The organism is Streptomyces sp. WP-1 (assembly GCF_030450125.1).
In the GTDB taxonomy this organism is placed as follows: domain Bacteria; phylum Actinomycetota; class Actinomycetes; order Streptomycetales; family Streptomycetaceae; genus Streptomyces; species Streptomyces incarnatus.
Genome location: NZ_CP123923.1, coordinates 6,891,366 through 6,907,733, shown reverse-complemented (window position 1 = coordinate 6,907,733; position 16,368 = coordinate 6,891,366). Strand labels below are relative to the sequence as shown.

At 74.9% G+C, this 16,368-nt stretch carries 12 protein-coding genes; 9 read left to right on the top strand and 3 right to left on the bottom strand.

Translation table 11 applies throughout. The annotated features are described in order from the left end of the window. Nucleotides 1–103 precede the first annotated feature (103 nt). Genes QHG49_RS30710 through QHG49_RS30700 form a run of 3 tightly spaced genes read left to right on the top strand, consistent with a single transcriptional unit; the run spans nt 104 to nt 2,759 of the window. The gene (locus QHG49_RS30710) at nt 104–781 is read left to right on the top strand and encodes a uracil-DNA glycosylase (protein ID WP_145486010.1); all 678 of its coding nucleotides are present in this window, start codon (nt 104–106) and stop codon (nt 779–781) included. Further along, nucleotides 778–1,821, top strand: coding sequence for an N-acetylglucosamine kinase (locus QHG49_RS30705; RefSeq protein ID WP_301492066.1), 1,044 nt, complete (start codon nt 778–780; stop codon nt 1,819–1,821). The genes QHG49_RS30710 and QHG49_RS30705 overlap by 4 nt, the downstream gene beginning before the upstream one ends. 11 nt (nt 1,822–1,832) lie before the next feature. Further along, nucleotides 1,833–2,759, top strand: a complete 927-nt coding sequence (locus QHG49_RS30700) for a sirohydrochlorin chelatase (protein ID WP_301492064.1) — start codon at nt 1,833–1,835, stop codon at nt 2,757–2,759. Between the two features lie 83 nt (nt 2,760–2,842). Here QHG49_RS30700 and QHG49_RS30695 read toward each other — a convergent pair whose 3' ends face one another. After that, nucleotides 2,843–3,868, bottom strand: coding sequence for a lactonase family protein (locus QHG49_RS30695; RefSeq protein ID WP_370530524.1), 1,026 nt, complete (start codon nt 3,866–3,868; stop codon nt 2,843–2,845). 361 nt (nt 3,869–4,229) lie between these two features. Next, nucleotides 4,230–5,723: an FUSC family protein gene (locus tag QHG49_RS30690; protein ID WP_145486013.1), complete on the bottom strand. Its 1,494-nt coding sequence runs from the start codon at nt 5,721–5,723 to the stop codon at nt 4,230–4,232. Between the two features lie 250 nt (nt 5,724–5,973). Here QHG49_RS30690 and QHG49_RS30685 point away from each other — a divergent pair, with 250 nt between their 5' ends. The 3 genes from QHG49_RS30685 (at nt 5,974) to QHG49_RS30675 (ending at nt 8,747) form a co-directional block, all read left to right on the top strand. After that, nucleotides 5,974–6,450: an Lrp/AsnC family transcriptional regulator gene (locus QHG49_RS30685; protein ID WP_145486014.1), complete on the top strand. Its 477-nt coding sequence runs from the start codon at nt 5,974–5,976 to the stop codon at nt 6,448–6,450. 19 nt (nt 6,451–6,469) lie between these two features. Further along, the gene (locus QHG49_RS30680) at nt 6,470–7,162 is read left to right on the top strand and encodes an HAD family phosphatase (protein ID WP_159698995.1); all 693 of its coding nucleotides are present in this window, start codon (nt 6,470–6,472) and stop codon (nt 7,160–7,162) included. Between the two features lie 109 nt (nt 7,163–7,271). Next, a complete protein-coding gene (locus QHG49_RS30675) occupies nt 7,272–8,747 on the top strand; it encodes an MFS transporter (protein WP_145486016.1) in 1,476 nt (491 codons plus the stop codon). Nucleotides 8,748–8,929: 182 nt separating this feature from the next. On the opposite strand, the gene QHG49_RS30670 is transcribed toward QHG49_RS30675, so the two are convergent. Then, nucleotides 8,930–9,781, bottom strand: a complete 852-nt coding sequence (locus tag QHG49_RS30670; RefSeq protein ID WP_301492062.1) for a LysR family substrate-binding domain-containing protein — start codon at nt 9,779–9,781, stop codon at nt 8,930–8,932. Between the two features lie 112 nt (nt 9,782–9,893). Here QHG49_RS30670 and QHG49_RS30665 point away from each other — a divergent pair, with 112 nt between their 5' ends. From QHG49_RS30665 to QHG49_RS30655, 3 genes are all read left to right on the top strand, one after another. Further along, nucleotides 9,894–10,298 (top strand): DUF5997 family protein, encoded by a 405-nt coding sequence (locus QHG49_RS30665; protein ID WP_145486017.1) that lies wholly within the window; start codon nt 9,894–9,896, stop codon nt 10,296–10,298. 112 nt (nt 10,299–10,410) lie between these two features. Further along, entirely contained in the window at nt 10,411–11,265 is an 855-nt protein-coding gene (locus QHG49_RS30660) for a DUF4132 domain-containing protein (RefSeq protein ID WP_301492059.1), read from the top strand. Further along, nucleotides 11,262–16,256 carry a hypothetical protein gene (locus tag QHG49_RS30655; RefSeq protein WP_301492057.1) on the top strand — a complete coding sequence of 1,665 codons (4,995 nt, stop codon included), beginning with the start codon at nt 11,262–11,264 and terminating at the stop codon, nt 16,254–16,256. Before QHG49_RS30660 ends, QHG49_RS30655 begins: the two co-directional genes overlap by 4 nt. Nucleotides 16,257–16,368 lie beyond the last annotated feature (112 nt).

Below are 16,368 nucleotides of genomic sequence, written 5' to 3'. Positions count from 1 at the left end.
ATCTGACGCGACCCTGGGCAACGGCGCCCCGGAGGAGATCGGCATGACCGAGGTACTGCCGGCGATTGATCGCCGGCCGCCGTACGGCAGTAGGGTGACGCCCGTGGCACCACGACCCTTGCATGAAATCGTCGAACCGGGCTGGGCGAAGGCCCTGGAACCCGTGGCCGGACGGATCGCCCAGATGGGCGACTTCCTGCGCGCGGAGATCGCCGCGGGACGCACCTACCTCCCGGCCGGAAACAACGTCCTGCGGGCGTTCCAGCAACCCTTCGACGAGGTCAGGGTCCTGATCGTCGGTCAGGACCCGTATCCCACCCCGGGGCACGCGGTGGGCCTGTCGTTCTCGGTCGCTCCCGAGGTACGGCCGCTGCCGCCGAGCCTGATCAACATCTACCGCGAGCTGAACAACGACCTGGGGCTGCCCCAGCCGTCCAACGGCGACCTCACCCCCTGGACCCAGCAGGGCGTCCTGCTGCTCAACAGGGCGCTCACCACCGCGCCGCGCAGCCCGGCCGCCCACCGGGGCAAGGGCTGGGAAGAGGTCACCGAGCAGGCGATCCGGGCGCTCGCGGCCCGCGGCAAGCCCCTGGTGTCGATCCTGTGGGGCCGTGACGCGCGCAATCTGCGTCCACTGCTGGGGAATCTGCCGGCGGTGGAGTCCTCGCACCCGTCGCCGATGTCGGCCGACCGCGGGTTCTTCGGCTCGCGCCCCTTCAGCCGGGCCAACGACCTGCTGGTCCAGCAGGGCGGGCAGCCCGTGGACTGGCGCCTGCCGTGACCGTCGCCGGGTATCTCGCCGTGGACTCCGGCGGCTCCGGCCTCCGGGTCGCCGTCGGCGTGCCGGGGCGGGCGCCCTCGGCACAGCGGGAGACCCGGGAGCCGGTCCGCACCGGCGCGCGCGGCATCGACCCGGCCCATCTGATGTCTCAGCTCACCCCGCTGGCCAGGGAGTTGACGGCCGAGGCGGGGGTGGCCGAGCTGGGTACGGCCGTCGTCGGCGCCGCCGGGTTCGCCACCCTGGGCGACGCCCTGCGCGCCGAACTGCCGGACGCCCTCGCCCATGAGCTGGGAGTACGACGGGTCGCGCTCGCCGCCGACGCCGTCACCGCGTATGCCGGGGCCCTCGGTTCCCGGCCGGGCGCGGTGCTCGCCGCGGGCACCGGGCTGATCGCGATCGGCACCGACCTCACCGGCTGGCGGCGGGCCGACGGCTGGGGGCATCTGCTGGGCGACTGCGGCGGCGGCGCGTGGATCGGCCGGGCCGGTCTGGAGGCGGCGCTGCGGGCCCACGACGGCCGTGAGGGCGGCTCGGCCGCGCTGCTGAGGTGCGCGGAGGAGCAGTTCGGGCCGGTGCGCGGACTGCCCGCCCGGCTCTATCCGAGGACCGACCGGGCCGCCGTACTCGCCTCGTTCGCGCCCCAAGTGGCCGGTCAGGCCGCGGACGATCCGGTCGCCGCGGGCATCCTGCGTGCGGCGGCGCGGCACATGGCCGATTCCGCCGCGGCCGTGTGCCCGGCGGACGGGGCTCCCGAAGTGGCGCTCACGGGCGGCCTGTCGAAGATGGGCGACCACCTGCTCGTGCCGCTGCGCGAGGAGTTGGCGCGGCGGCTGCCGCATGCCCGCCAGGTGCCGCCCGAGGGTGACCCGTTGCACGGCGCGGTGCGGATCGCCGCCGAGCTGGCGGCCGGACGGCTCACGCTGCCGGGTGAACCGACGATGCTGCACGTCACAGCCGCCACCCGGAAGCGAGCAGACAAAACCGGACGGATACCGCTCACCTGTACCCTCCCCGAACAGGACCATCCGGGAAACCAGTAACATGCGGCGCCATGAGCTCCTCCACTGGACCCGAGTCCGGCCTCCCAGTTCGAATGCCGCGACCCCGCCAGCCCGGACGGCACCGCCGGCCCGAACCGCTGGTGGCTCCCGAGGGCGCGCCCGCGCTCGTCCTCGCGGTGCCCGGTGTGCCCAGCGCTGCCACACGTGGCCTCGCCGAGGAGGTCGTGAGCATCGCCCGTTCCGAGCTGCCCGGCCTGAACGCCCGGATCGGCTACCTGGACGGTGACGACGCCGAGTTCCCCTCCCTGCGGTCGGTGCTCGCGCACGCCGCCGAGGAGCGCACGGCCCGTTACGAGCAGGCCGTCGCCGCGGGCGTCGAGGGCGTGCGGGAGCCCGACGGCCCGGTCGCCGTGGTCGTACCGCTGCTGGCCGGTCCGGACAGCGCGCTGCTGCGGCAGATCCGCCAGTCGGTGAACGACAGCCGGGTCGCGGCCGAGCTGACCGATGTCCTCGGCCCGCACCCGCTGCTCGCCGAGGCGCTGCACGTACGGCTGTCCGAGGCGGGCCTGGCCCGTGCCGACCGCGCCCGGCTGTTCACCGTGGCCACGGCCGCCGACGGCATCGTGCTGGCCTCCGTGGGCGGTGAGGAGGCCGTGCAGGCGGCCGGGATCACCGGCATGCTGCTCGCCGCGCGCCTGGCCGTGCCGGTGATGGCGGCGGCCCTGGACCAGGAGGGTTCCATCTCCTCGGTCGCCGAGCAGCTGCGGTCCTCCGGTTCGCAGCAGCTGGCGCTCGCGCCGTACCTGGTCGGCCCGGAGATCGACGCGTCGCTGCTCGCGGCCGCGGCCGAGGAGGCGGGCTGCTCGATGGCCGAGCCGCTGGGCGCCTACCCGGCGATCGGCAAGCTGGCCCTCGCCAAGTACACGACGGCCCTGGGTATCGCGCCGCAGCAGGCGCAGGGCACCCCGGTCCGCTGACCGCACGGAAATTCACACCGGCAGGGCCCGCTCCCCTCGGGGGCGGGCCCTTCGCCTCGCCGGGACCAGGTGTCGTGCCCCGCTCAGCCGAAGACGACGCACGAAGCCGCGGCGACCTGCACCGAGCCGTCGTAGCGCGGCAGGCCCGTCGCCTCGTCCACGGCGAACCAGCTGACGTCGCCGGAGCGCTCATTGGCCACGTACAGGAAGCCGTCGTGCTCGGCCAGGGCGCGGGGCCAGTGGCCGGCGCAGGGCACCGTGCCCAGCAGCCTGAGGCCGTCCGCCTCGACCGCGAGCACCGACAGGACGTCCTCGCCCCGGGTCGCCGTCCACACGAAGCGGCCGTCGGGGGCCACCGCGATCCCCGAGGGGTAGGCGTCACCGGCCGGGGCGCCCGGCAGCAGGGGGACCTCGGTGAGCGGCTTCAGGGAGCCGGCCGAGGCGTCCCAGCGGCACACGGTCACCGTCGGGGTGAGTTCGTTGACGACGTAGGCGCGCTCGCCGTCGGGGTGGAAGGCCAGGTGGCGGGGCCCGGAGCCGGGCCGCAGCGCGCACTCGCGGTGCAGCGCCGGGACACCGGCCTCCAGCGCGCACACCCGCACCGAGTCGGTCCCGAGGTCGACGCTCACCGCCCAGCGGCCGCTCGGGTCGGGCTGCACCTGGTGGGCGTGCGGGCCGCGCTGGCGGCGGTCGTGCGGCCCCGAACCGGTGTGCTGGAGCCGGCCGGAGGGCTTCGCGGCGAGGGTGCCGTCCGGGCGCAGCGGTACGGCGGTGACGCTGCCGCAGCCGTAGTTGGCGGTCAGCACATGCCCGGCGTACAGGCTCAGATGGGTGGGGCCGCTGCCGTCCACCGGCACGGACGGTCCGGCGAGCTCCGGACGGCCGCCGTCGACACGGTAGGCGGCCACGGCGCCCTCGGCGGTCTCGCTGACCGCGTAGAGCATGGTGCCGTCCGGGGAGAGCGTGAGGTAGGAGGGGTCCGGTACGTCGTTGACGGCGGCCAGGAGGGTCAGGGCGCCGCCCTGCGCGGCGACCTCGGCGGTCACCAGCCCCGGGCCGCCCGCCGCCGTGAACGACCCGATGAACACCCTGCCGCCGCTCCGCACCACCGCTGTCCCCTCTCGGTCGAGCCCGTCAAGCGCCGACGGTAGCAGCCGACCCGCTTCGGTCTAGACCAAGCGGACGGCGTGGGGCGGGAGTCCTTCACTCCGGTGCGGCATCCTCCGGAGGGGGCGGGGCTGGACCGAGGCCGGGCCGAGCACAGGGGCCGCACACCTGCGCGCGGCTGGGCGGCTGGGCGGCTGGGCGATCCCCCGGGCACGTCCGCTTCTCGGCCTACGGCAGGGCAGTTCCCCAGGGGCGCGGGGAACTGCGCGGCCAGCCACGGCGAACCCGCACCCTTTTACCAGCCAACTGGCCACCCCGAATCGAACCAGTCGCCACCCGGAAACCCTCGTCCCCAGCCACACATCACGCCCCGACCAGCCGCGACCCCGCCGCCCCCCGCAACGGCTCCGCGAGCGCGGCCAGCGCATGCTCCAGGCCATGCAGATGGGCCAGCGCCGGCGACGCCGGAGACTCGGCCACCGCGACCGCCGGCCCCGCCGAGCCCCCCGTCAGCGCCTCGACCGCCGCCTCCACCCGCCCGCACGCCGCGGCGAGCCGCGCATCGTGCGACGCCTCCGGATCCGCCGCGACGGCCACCAGCCCCCGGATCTCGCGCGCGCAGTCGTCGAGCAGCGCCAGCACCCTGCGGGCCCGCCGCTTGCGGCCCTGCAAGGGGTGCAGCGGGTGCACCAGCGGCGCCACGGACAGCCGTACCCGCCCGAGCAGCTGCTCCAGCTCGGCCACCTTCGGCGCGGGATCGGCCGTCGGCGAGCCCGCCAGCCGCGCCGCCGCCTCCGCCGTGCAGGCGTGTACACACCGCAGGGCCCGCTGGATCCAGGCGTCCGTCGTGGCGTGCGTGGTCACCGGCAGCAGGAGCAGCACCGCGAGCGCCGCGCCGAGCGCGCCCACCGCGGTCTCGCCGAGCCGCAGCGCCAGCAGCCCGGGGGTGAGGACGCCGAGAAGGCCGTACAGGAGTTCGGCGAGGACCGTCACGCAGAGCATCATCCAGGTGTAGGAGACCGCGGCGGAGTAGAAGATCCCGAAGACGGCGACCGCGAGCAGCGCGGCCGTCGGCACCGGCGCGCCGTGCAGGGGTACGGCGACCAGGAAGCCCAGGCCGACGCCGATCAGCGTGCCGAGGACGCGGCGGAAGCCCCGTACCAGCGTCTCGCCGCGCGAGGCGGTGTTGACGAAGACCCACCAGGTGGCGCCGACCGCCCAGTACCAGCGCTGCCCGGACACCAGTTCGCCGACGACCAGCGCGAAGCCCCCGCCCGCCATCGCCTGGATCGCCTGGCGTGTGGTCACCCGGGCGAGCCCGGGGCCGGTGGAGAGGGAGATCAGGACGGCGGCCGGGGGCAATCGGCGCTCGTAGCACCACAGCCCGAAGCGCACCGCGGCCGCGCTGAGCACGGACAGCAGGACGGCGGCGGACAGCTCGGGCAGCCGGCCGGGGGTGGCGTGCAGGAACTGGGCGGCGAAGAACATCATGAAGGCGAACACGCCGAGGCTGTGCCCGCGCGGCCCCCAGCGCCGGGCGTACACCCCGGCGCCGACCACCGCGAGGAAGGCGAGGTCGCGCGCCATCGGGTACGGGTGCAGCGCGGCCGCGGCCCCGAGCACCGGCAGGCCCACGGCCGGCAGCAGCGCGGTGGTGACCACCTGCCCGCGCACGGTGGGGTCGGCGACCGTGAACAGCGCGAGCAGCGCGGCCAGGCCGCCGGTGACCGCCCCGACGACGGAATGCCCGACGAGCAGACAGACCACCACGGCGAGCCCGATGCCGAGGACGGCCCGGGACGCCCAGCGCAGTCGCGCCCGACCCGGGTCCGGAGCCACGAACACCTTCTTCAGCACTGCTTGCCCTCCCCATGGACGCCTTGGAAGACCAAGGAAGACCGGAAAACAAAAGGCGCCGCGGGGATCCGCAGCGCCATCGACATGTCCATAAGAGCATCCCGTACCGCAGTGGCTCAAGTGATGCCCGATCCAGTGGGCCAATGGCCCATCAAGGGGTCCAGTCGCGAGCACCTTGCCACGCCAACGGCGCAGGTCGAGCGGCACAGCGGTCCGAACGGGTACTGGGCCATTGGTACAGTCGTACATCATGGCCGTGGACGAGCTCGACACCCGCATCCTGCGACTGCTCCTGGAGCAGCCGCGCACCAGCGTGCGCGAGTACGCCCGGATTCTCGGCATAGCCCGCGGCACGCTCCAGGCCCGGCTCGACCGCATGGAGCGGGACGGTGTGATCACCGGCACGGGCCCCTCCCTGTCCCCCGCCGCCCTGGACCACCCGGTGCTGGCGTTCGTGCACATCGAGGTCACCCAGGGGCACCTGGACGACGTCGGGGACGCGCTGGCGGCGGTGCCGGAGATCGTGGAGGCGTTCTCGATCACGGGCGGCGGCGACATGCTCGCCCGGGTGGTGGGCCGGGACAACGCCCATCTGGAGGACGTCATCCAGAAACTGATCAGCCTGCCCGGCGTGGTCCGCACCCGTACGGAGGTGGCGCTGCGCGAGCGCGTCCCCTACCGGCTGGGCCCTCTGGTGGAGTCGTTGGGCCGCGCCGCCCGCGCCTGATCCCGGCATGCTGGAGCGCATGAGCGATCTCGGCGTCCTCGCGGTCATCTTCGATCTCGACGGAACGCTCGTGGACAGCGAGCCGAACTACTACGAGGCGAGCCGCCTGGCCCTGGCCGAGTACGGCGTCCCGGACTACACCTGGGCTGACCACGAGAGCTACGTCGGTGTCAGCACCCGGGACACGGTCCTGCTCTGGCGGGAGCGCTACGGGCTGCGCGTCCCGGCCGAGAAGCTGCTGGCCGCGACGGACCGGCGCTATCTGGAGCTGGCCCGCGCCCATACGCGCGTGTATCCCGAGATGCGGGCACTGCTGGAGCTGCTGGCCGCCGACGGCGTGCCCACGGCGGTGGCCTCGGGCTCCTCCCCCGAGGCCATGGCCGCGGTCCTGACCGGCACCGGCCTCGGCGCCCTCGTCTCCGTGGTGGTCTCGGCGGCCGACGTCCCGCGCGGCAAGCCGGCGCCGGACACCTTCCTGGAGGCCGCCCGGCGGCTCGGCGCGGATCCGTACGACTGCGTGGTCCTGGAGGACGCGGCACCGGGCGCGGCCGCCGCGCACGCCGCCGGGATGCGCTGCGTCGCCGTCCCCTATGTCGCCGACCAGGCCGACGATCCCGGGTTCGGCACGGCGGCCCTTCTGCTGCGCGGCGGGCAGAAGGAGTTCACCGCGCGCGCGGCGTACGCATGGCTCCGGGAGACGGCCCGCACGTAGGGCACCAGGCACGACGCGATGCTTGGCGCCTTATAGCAGGACAAACACCGACGCGCCGGATTTTCCTCTCTTACCCGCTCAGGGCCCGGCCGCTGCTTAGCGTGGCCCCATGACCATGGACACGGCCCGGCCGGCCGACGACCGGCGCCGCTGGCAGGCGCTCTGGGTCTGTCTGACAGCGGGCTTCATGACGCTGCTCGACAGCTCGATCGTGAATGTCGCCCTCCCCTCGATGGAACGCGGCCTCGGCGCCGACACGGCCGCCCTGTCCTGGGTCGTCTCGGGCTACGCGCTCACCTTCGGACTCGCCCTCGTGCCCGCCGGACGGCTCGGGGACCTGCGCGGGCGACGCACGGTCTTCCTCTACGGGCTCGCCCTGTTCACACTGGCCTCGGCGGCGTGCGGGCTGGCCACCGACGCCGGGTGGCTGGTGTTCTTCCGGCTGTCCCAGGGCGTGGCCTCGGGCATCCTGGCGCCGCAGACCACGGGGCTGATCCAGCAGATGTTCCGGGGCACCGAGCGGGCCCGGGCGTTCGGCATGCTGGGCAGCGTCGTCGGACTGTCCACGGCGATCGGCCCGCCCGCCGGCGGACTTCTGATCCATCTGTTCGGCACCGACGACGGCTGGCGCTGGGTGTTCTACGTCAACCTGCCGATCGGCGTCGCCGCCTTCTGCGCGGCGCTGCGGCTGCTGCCGCGCACCCCGCCCGTGACCGGCAGGCGCGAGGGCATCGACCTGACCGGGGTGCTGCTCCTCGGCACGGGTGTGCTGGCGCTGATGCTGCCCCTGGTGCAGGAGCAGCAGTGGACGGGCCGGCTGAAGTGGGCGCTGCTGCCGGTGGCCGCGCTGCTGCTGGCGGGATTCTGGGCGTGGGAGCGCTGGCAGGGCTGGTGGGGGAAGGCGCCGCTGCTGGACCTGCGGCTGTTCGCCCAGCGGTCCTTCTCGCTCGGGGTGCTGCTGAATCTGGTCTACTTCGCGGGTTTCACCACGCTCTTCTTCGTCTACACGCTGTTCCTCCAGAACGGCGTGGGCTACACCGCGCTCGCGGCCGGTTTCTCCTCCCTGCCGTTCGCGTGCGGTTCGGCGATCGGCGCGGGGGTGAGCGGCCGGCTCGTCGTACGGCACGGGCGCAAGCTGGTGGTCGCCGGTCTCGCGGTGGTGGCGCTGGGCCTGCTCGCGGTGATCGCGACGGTGCAGCTGGTGCCGGGGCAGGGCGTGGCCTGGGCGGCGGCGCTGCCCCTGCTGGTCGCGGGTCTCGGCTCGGGCGTCACCATCTCCCCCAACACCACGCTCACCCTGGCGACCGTTCCCGTGCAGCGGGCGGGGGCGGCGGGCGGGGTGCTGGTGACCGCGCAGCGCATCGGATCGGCCGCCGGGATCGCCGCCGTGGGCGCCGTGTACTTCGCTCATCTGGCCAACCACGGCAGCCCGGCGCGGGCGCTCCAGCTGGGCCTGCTGACCGCGGTGGGCATCATCGTCCTCGCCCTCATCCTCGCGGTCGCCGACCTGCGGGAACGGCAGACGGAGCCGGTCGCACCGGTGCGCGGCACGGCACGGCCGGAGGAACACGACCGAGCGGTTTGAGAGGGGTTCGGCGGGATAGTCGCCCGGTTGCCCGGCAGGGGTTCGAGGGGTTCGGCGGCATAGTCGCCCGGTTGCCCGGCAGGGGTTCGGAACGGCGGCGGCGACCAAGGCCGCCGTCCGCCCGCCCACGACGCCCCCCTAAAGGCTCACGTCGAAGGCTTCCGCCGAAAGCTTCCCCGCCCCTACGAACGCTTCCGCGGCTTCCCGCGCTTCGCCGCCGGCTTGGCCCCGCCCGTGCGGGCCCGCTGCCCCCGGCCGCCCGCGGACTTGGCGGCCCCGGGCTTCTGCCGCGCGGCGGACTGCCCCGCGCCCCGGTCCTTCTTGTCGCCCTGGGGCTTGCCCGCCGCCTTGGCCCCCGACTTGGTTCCCGGCTTGGCCGTACGACCCTCCGCCGTATCGCCGTCCGCCGGGCGTCCCGCCGCCCCGCGTCCCCGGGTGCTGTTGACCGTGCGGCCCCGGACGATGCCGATGAACTCCTCGACCAGGTCGGTGGTGGCCTCCTGGGGCCAGGACAGGGCGACGCCGGACTGGGGCGCGTCGATGACCGGGCGGTAGGTCAGGTCGCGGCGGTGGTGGAGGCGGGCGAGCGACTGCGGGACGACGAGGAGGCCGACGTTCGCCGCGACCAGCTCGATCGCGTCCTGGGTCGTCGCGGGCCGCTCGAACGCGGCCTCGCCGGGCGGCCGGTCCCAGTCGAAGACGTCGTCCAGGGGGTGGAAGAGCACCTCGTCGGCGAGGTCCTCCAGGGTCACCTCGTCGGCGGCCGTGATCACGTGGTCCTTGGGGACGACGACCACGCTGGTCTCGGTGTAGAGCGGGATCGCGCTGAGGAAGTCGCGGTCCACGGGCAGCCGTACGAGCCCCGCGTCGGCCTCGCCCGCGCGCATCAGCTCCGGCGCCTCGGCGGCCGGGACCTGCGTGAGGGTGAGCGGGATGTCGGGCAGGCGTTCGTGCCAGACCTTCACCCATTTGGCGGGCGTCACTCCGGGGACGTACGCGAGCCGGAACGACGGTGATTCCTCCGAGCCTGTCACCAGGCCAGGTTACCGGCCGCGACGCCACCCGCGGTCACCGGCCATGATCCCCCGCCGCCGCCCGCCCGGCTCGTGGTCGGCTCCCGCACGCACGGCCGATACCCTTGTCCTCATGAAGTCGCAGCAGAGCACCCAGACGATGAAGCCCGCGACCGCGGCGAAGAAGCTGGGTGTGTACCTCCCCGCCACCCCCGCCTCCTTCCAGGAGGGTGTGGTCTCGCGTGCCGAGCTCGACGAGCTCCAGGCCGACCCGCCCCAGTGGCTGCGCGAGCTGCGTCTCAACGGTCCGCACCCGCGTCCGGTGGTCGCCTCGAAGCTCGGTGTGTCCATCGCCGGTCTGGCGCGCGGCGGCGTCACCGAGGCGCTGACCACGGAGCAGATCGAGGCGCTCAAGCAGGAGCGGCCCGAGTGGCTCCTCAAGGAGCAGGCCACCCAGGCCGAGGTCCGCAAGGAAGCTGCGCGGATCAAGAACCTGAAGCAGCAGAAGGACGCGGCGAAGGACTCCGCGCAGAGCTGATCGCCCGCTTCTCCACAGCCTTGTCCCCAGCGCCCTCCGTTCGTCGGAGGGCGTTGTCAGTGGTCGCCTCTAGAGTTCCCGTCACTTGATCACTGCGGTGCGGGAGGCACGTATGGGGTGGGTGTCGGCCGGTGACTACGAGGTCGCCCTCGACGGCAAGAGGGTGGTGTGCCGCAACGCGTCCGGGCGCTTGCTGAAGTCGGTGCCGCCGAAGATCGCGGACGATCCCGCGGTCGTCGGTCTGAAGCAGCTCGTGGAGTGGCTGGAGCGGCACGAGTCGCAGTGCCTGGCCGATGCCGAGCGGTGGATGGTCCGCTCGCTGCCGGTGCCGTCGGCCCTCCTCACCGGCGTCTGGCCGGATCCCGCCTGGCAGTCAGCGCTGCGCGACCTCGTGGTCACCGGCGCGGACGGAGCGGTCGCCGGATTCCTGCGCGACGCCGACCCCGAGCGGGGCCTCGGCCTGGTGGACCTCGACGGCGACACCGTCCGCATCGCCCCCGGCCTGGTGCGCATCCCGCACCCCGTACTCCTCGAAGACCTGGAGGAGCTGCGGGAGTTCGCCGTGGAGCTGGGGGTCGAGCAGCGCGCCCAGCAGCTGTTCCGCGAGGTCTGGCACCGCCCGGCCGCCCTCGACGCCAAGGCGACGCAGATCGAGGAGTACGCGGGCGGCGTCTTCAAGGAACTGCGCTTCCTGCACGGCCGGACCGCCCAGCTCGGCTACCGCGCGCGTGGCGGCTACGCGGTGTGCTCCGTGGTGGAGGACGGCCGCGCCGTCGAGGCCCGCGTCTGGATCGGTGACTACGACGGCTACGCGCGGACCGAGACCGGCCCGCTGGCCTGGTCCGAGCCGGGCGGCCGGGTGCTGAGGCTCGATCAGGTCGGGCCGGTGGCCTGGTCGGAGGGCATGCGCATGGCGGCGGCGCTGTACGCGGGGCGGGACATCGAGGACGAGGAGCGGGCGGCATGACGTACGACGAGAACACGGTCACCGCGCTGCTGGACGCCGGCGCCGTACTGCCGCCCGGGAGCACCGCCCGCGAGGACGCCGACGGCCTGACGGTGCGCACGTACACGCATCCCGCGCTGGACGGGCGCCGGGTGGTGCGGCTGGTGCCGGGCACGCTGGGCGAGGCCGAGGACCTGGCGCTGGAGTTCCTGGGTCTGGCCCGGGAGCCCGAGCCGCCCGTGGTCGGGCAGGTGCGCAAGGAGACACTGGGCTTCCCGGCCTGGGCGCTGGTCCACGACCCGGCGAACGGCCATCACGCGCTCGCCCTGGTGAAGGACGTCGAGCGGCTCGCCCGGCAGGCCAAGTCCCGTCCGGGCACCGCCAAGGAGGGCTTCGAGGCACTGGGCGAGCGGCTGGGCCGGGCGGTGCCGCACTTCCTGCCGACGTTCTACGAGCAGGCCGCGCGGGTCTTCCTGGGGCACGAGAACACCACGTACGCGGCGGCGTTCTTCGGCAAGGCCCGCGAGGCCGAGCGGGTGCACGCGCTGGCGGTGGACGAGGAGCGGCGGCGCGCGGTGTTCCTGGAGTTCGCGTTCGCCGGGGCGCTGACCGTCAAGGCCCTCAAGGAGTATGTGAAGGATCTCGCCGCGCGGCTCGAACCGGCAGCGGCCTGGGCGCAGTTCCGGCAGCTGACGGTGGAGCGCTGCGCGGCCGGCATGCCGCCGTACGCCTCGTTGCCGCAGGACGCGCGCGGGCTGATCAAGGCGGCGGGCCTCGACCGGGTGACGGAGGAGTGCGCTCTGGTCGCCGACCTGATCGCCTCCCCGGCGGCGGTGCGCGCGCCCCGGTCCTTCTGGACCGCCTACCGCGCGGTGCTGCCGGTCCTCGCCGAGCGCCGCCCCGAGACCCGGATCCGGCTGCTGGAGATCATGCCGGCCGGGCTCGGCCGGGACGTCGAGGACGACGAGTTCTGGCTCGCGCTGCTCGCGGAGACGGGGGCCGAGCGGCTGCTGACGGAGCCGGCGCGGGCCGTGGCGCACGGGGTGGATCCGGCGGACTGGCTGAGCCGTTGGGCGTCCTTCCGCAAGCACGGCGGGTCGTACTCCCCGCGTTCTCCGGGCACGCTGGAGCTGGTCCGGCGGATGGCCCCCGGACTGGTCGCCGCCGGGCGCCCGGTGGCCCTGTTCGCGGGCGGCTGGCACGCGGGCGCCGACCTCGACCTGCTCGACCTGTGCCTGGCGGAGGGCATCGCGCTCACGGTGCCGGCCAGCGGCGAGCGGATGTTCCTGCCGCTGGCCAACTGGCTGACGGACACCCGTGAGGACGCCCGCGACCTGGCGGCGGTGGCGGCCGACCCGCGGCTGCGGCGGCTGCTGCACACGGCCCTGGGCCCGGTCGGCGGGCATGCCCGCGCCACGGAGATGCTGCGCACGGTCGCCGGGCACCCGGTCCTGTCCGAGGTGCTGCGGCAGTGGCTGGACGAGGCCGCCGACGACTTCACGGGATCGGTGGGCCTGCCCGGTGCCGGCCACGCGCTGAACCGGCTGCACGCCTTCCGGGCGATCGCCCCCGAGGTCAACGCCGGGGCCGTGGCCCGGATCGCCGCCCACCCGGCGGCGCCGCTGCTGGCGCGTACGCTGCGCGCCGGCATCCTGGACGAACTGGGCTGGCCCGCCCTGGAGGAGGCGCTGGCCGTGCTCGACGCGCAGACCCGCGTCCAGGGGCCCGGCCACCGGCACGCCGACGCGATCGCGGTGTACGAGGCGTGGCCGGCGCTGATCGTCGCGCGCGGCCACAAGGCGCTCGTGGTCGGGCCGCAGGAGGTGCTCCTGGACCACGAACTGCGGCTGCCGCACGACCCGGACCGCCGACAGCAGCCCCGATTCCGTTATGTGGACGGCGAGTTGCTCGTCATGTGGCGGCAGGGCGGCAAGCAGTACGGCTACTGGTCGTCGCGGCCGGCCGACGTGTTCGAGCTGGGCGGCGAGCAGCTGCCCTCCTGGTGGAACCCGAACGAGACGCTCGTCGCCTCCCTCCCGCTGCCCGGCGGCGGCCGTGCGAGCGGCGGCAAGGCGCTGCACGCCGGTGACACGGTCCTGCCGCCGACGCGGAGCCTCCTCGGTGACGGCAGCACCCTGTGGCGCCGGGGCAGGGACGGCCGGCGCACGGTGTGGCTGGAGTACGACCCGGCGACCGGCACGCACGGCCGCGCCTCCCTGCCCGCCCTGCTGCGCGCGGGCATCCGCGAGGACACCGAGCTGCTGACCGAGCGCTGCGAGGTGCTGCCCTTGCAATCCGGCCTGGAGGACAGCCCGTTCGGCACCGACGGCACCGTGCTCGGGCGCTGGGTGCGCGCGGAGGGCGAGGGCGACGCCGAGCTGCGGACCGCGGGGACGCCGGACGGGCGGACCGTGTCCATGCCGACGGCCGCGACCCGGCCCGACGGCATCCCGGTGGGGGCGCTGCGGCTGCCGGGCGGTGCCGGACCGGTCGTCGTGGAGCGGCACCGCGCCATCGGGCTGATGACCCCGGGCGGCGACGGCTTCGGCCCCGGCGAGCTGGGACGCGTGTCGCCCCAGGGCCCGGGCGGTGAGTACGCCGCGGGCACCCGGTTCGTGCCCCCGCTGGCCTTCTGGCACGCGCTGCGCCCGCGCGACATCCAGGGCTCGGCCGTGCTGCGCGCCCTGACCGACGAACTGGCCGCCGAGGTGCTCCGCGCGGCCGCCGAGGCGCTGGCCGTGCGTGAGGAGGCGCTGTCCCGCGCCGGGGACGACGAGCGGGCCAGGGCCGCCGTGCCGAGCGCGGACCACGTCGTCCGGCAGACCGTGGCCGACGCCCTGCCGGGGCTGACCGACGTCCGGCTGCTCACCGGCGTCGCCGCGCTGGTCGGGTCGGCACTCCGGATCGCCGACTCGGCGACCGCGTTCGCCCGGCCCCCGCAGCAGCGGTCCCGGCTGCCGCGCAACCGCACCGAGGGCATGTTCGCCGACTACCGCCCCGCGCACGGCGACGACCACAGCGTGTACACGGCCGTGGCCGGGCTCGGCCCCCTCCAGGGCTGGTGGCGGCGGGAGGTGTGGAACGCGCTGCGCCAGATCCGGGCGGTGAACCATGTGCTGTCCGGCCACCCGGCCGACGGCATCCCCCTGCCCGGCCGGGAGAAGCCCGGCACCCTCACGGACGGCTGGGAGAGCGAGGAGTTCACGATCCCGGGCATCGGCATGGTGTGGCCGCAGGCGCTGGGCCGGCTCCGCGCGCTGGCCTACCGGGCCGCGTCGCCCGCCCTGACCGGGGCCCGGCGGGAACCGCTGCTCCTGCTGTTCGAAGCCCTCACCGAGGGACCGCTCGCCGGGGCCGGCGGCACCCTCCGCCAGATCGTCCTCGGCGAACCGCACGACGAGCAGCGGCGCGCCGGCCAGGTGCTGCGCCACGCCGGGCGCACGGTGGTGATCCTCGGCTGCGAGAACGTCGACACCCGCCGGAACCGCGTCAACTGGCTGGCGCTGGACCACGATCCGAGCGGCACGTTCGGCGTGGTCGCCCACTTCACGCTGGACCAGGAGGTGCGGTACGACACGACGATCGGCGCCGAGGACCTGGCCGCGCTGGCCCGCCTGGTGCGTGAGAAGGGCCCCGCGCCCTGGACGGCCGGGGCGCCCGAGGCGCTGGTCGCGGCGAGCGGCGGCGGTCTCGGCCCCGTCCAGGCCGCCGTCCTGCTCGCCGGGCAGCCGCAGGACATCGAGGCCGAGGGCCTGGCCGTGATCGGACTCAAGCCCAAGCAGGCGGAGTTCGGCGCCGCCCTGCTGCACGGCCTCGGCGGCGAGCCGCGCACGGCGCTGCTGGGCGCGCTGCTGCCCGCTGATCCGGCCGACCTGTGGCGGACCGGTCCGGACACGGCGGGCGCGGGCCGGGTGTGGGCCGAGCGGCTCGGCTCGCTGGTCCGGGTGCCCGAGGACATCAGGACCGAGCTGGCCGGGCTTCCCGTCGGATACGCCGAGGAGGTGCTCAACCCGTCCCGCACGCCGTGGCTGAGCCGCACCACGGTCCTGCGGCCGGACAAGGACGGCAACCTCGTCCCCGAGGACCCCTCGGCGGTGCCCTCCGGGCGCGATCTGGTGAACGCCGTCGACGGGCTCGCCGCCCTCGCCTACGGCCTGCCGCACGGCCACCCCCTGCGCGCCGCGCTCCCGGCCGGGCTCGCCGCCGTACGCCGGCGGCTGACCGATCCCGAGCTGATCATCGGCCTCGGCGTCGAGCGGACGGAGAAGGGCGCCCCGACCGCGGCCGAGCTGCGCAAGGTGTACGGGCTGCCCGCGACCGGCGGTGCCGACGCGCACGGACTGACCCGGGTGGGCGAGGCGATCGTGCTGCGCCCCTGGTACCAGGACGCGGAGACGGTGCTGATCCGGCCGGCCGGGCTCGACGGGCCCGACGACGCCGTGTTCGGGCTGCTGGCGGGGCTGGTCGGACCGCACCAGGGGCGTCCGCTGCACGCCGTACGCACGCTGCTCGGCGAGGAGCTGGGCCGCGCGGTCGGCGCCGAGGGCGTCCCGGGGTACGCGCAGGACCCGACGGTCGGCGTGCCCGCGCTGGTCGCCGAGGTCGCCGGGACGCAGGGGCTGAGCGAGGACGCGGCCGCGCTCTACCTCCAGTTGCTCGCCCTGCCCGACCCGACCGACCGCGACTGCGCCCGCTGGACCGGCTGGCGGCCGGCCCGGCTGAGGAAGGCCCGGGCCGAACTGGCCGCGACGGACCTGGTGGTCGAGGCCAGACGCCCGCGCGCCGGGCGGACCCTGTTCCTGCCCTGCGGCTGGCGCGACCCGGGCTCCCCCGGGCTGCCGCTGGAGACCTGGAAGGAGTCCCTGTACCCGTTGCCCCCGCGGCAGCGCGCGATACCGCTGCTCCCGGTGTCCGAGCTGTTCGCCCGGGCGTGGAACCGCGTCCGGGCGGGCGACACCCCGGCGTACGAGGAGCTGCGGACCCGGGCGACGCGCAAGGGGAGGCGCCGGTGAGGAACGGGGGCGGGGGCGCGGCCGTGGGCCTCTCCGGCGGCGCCGCGCACCGTGCGAGGCCCAGCCGAGCCCTCCGCCGCCCCGCCCCCGGCCCCCTCCGCACCACTCCCCG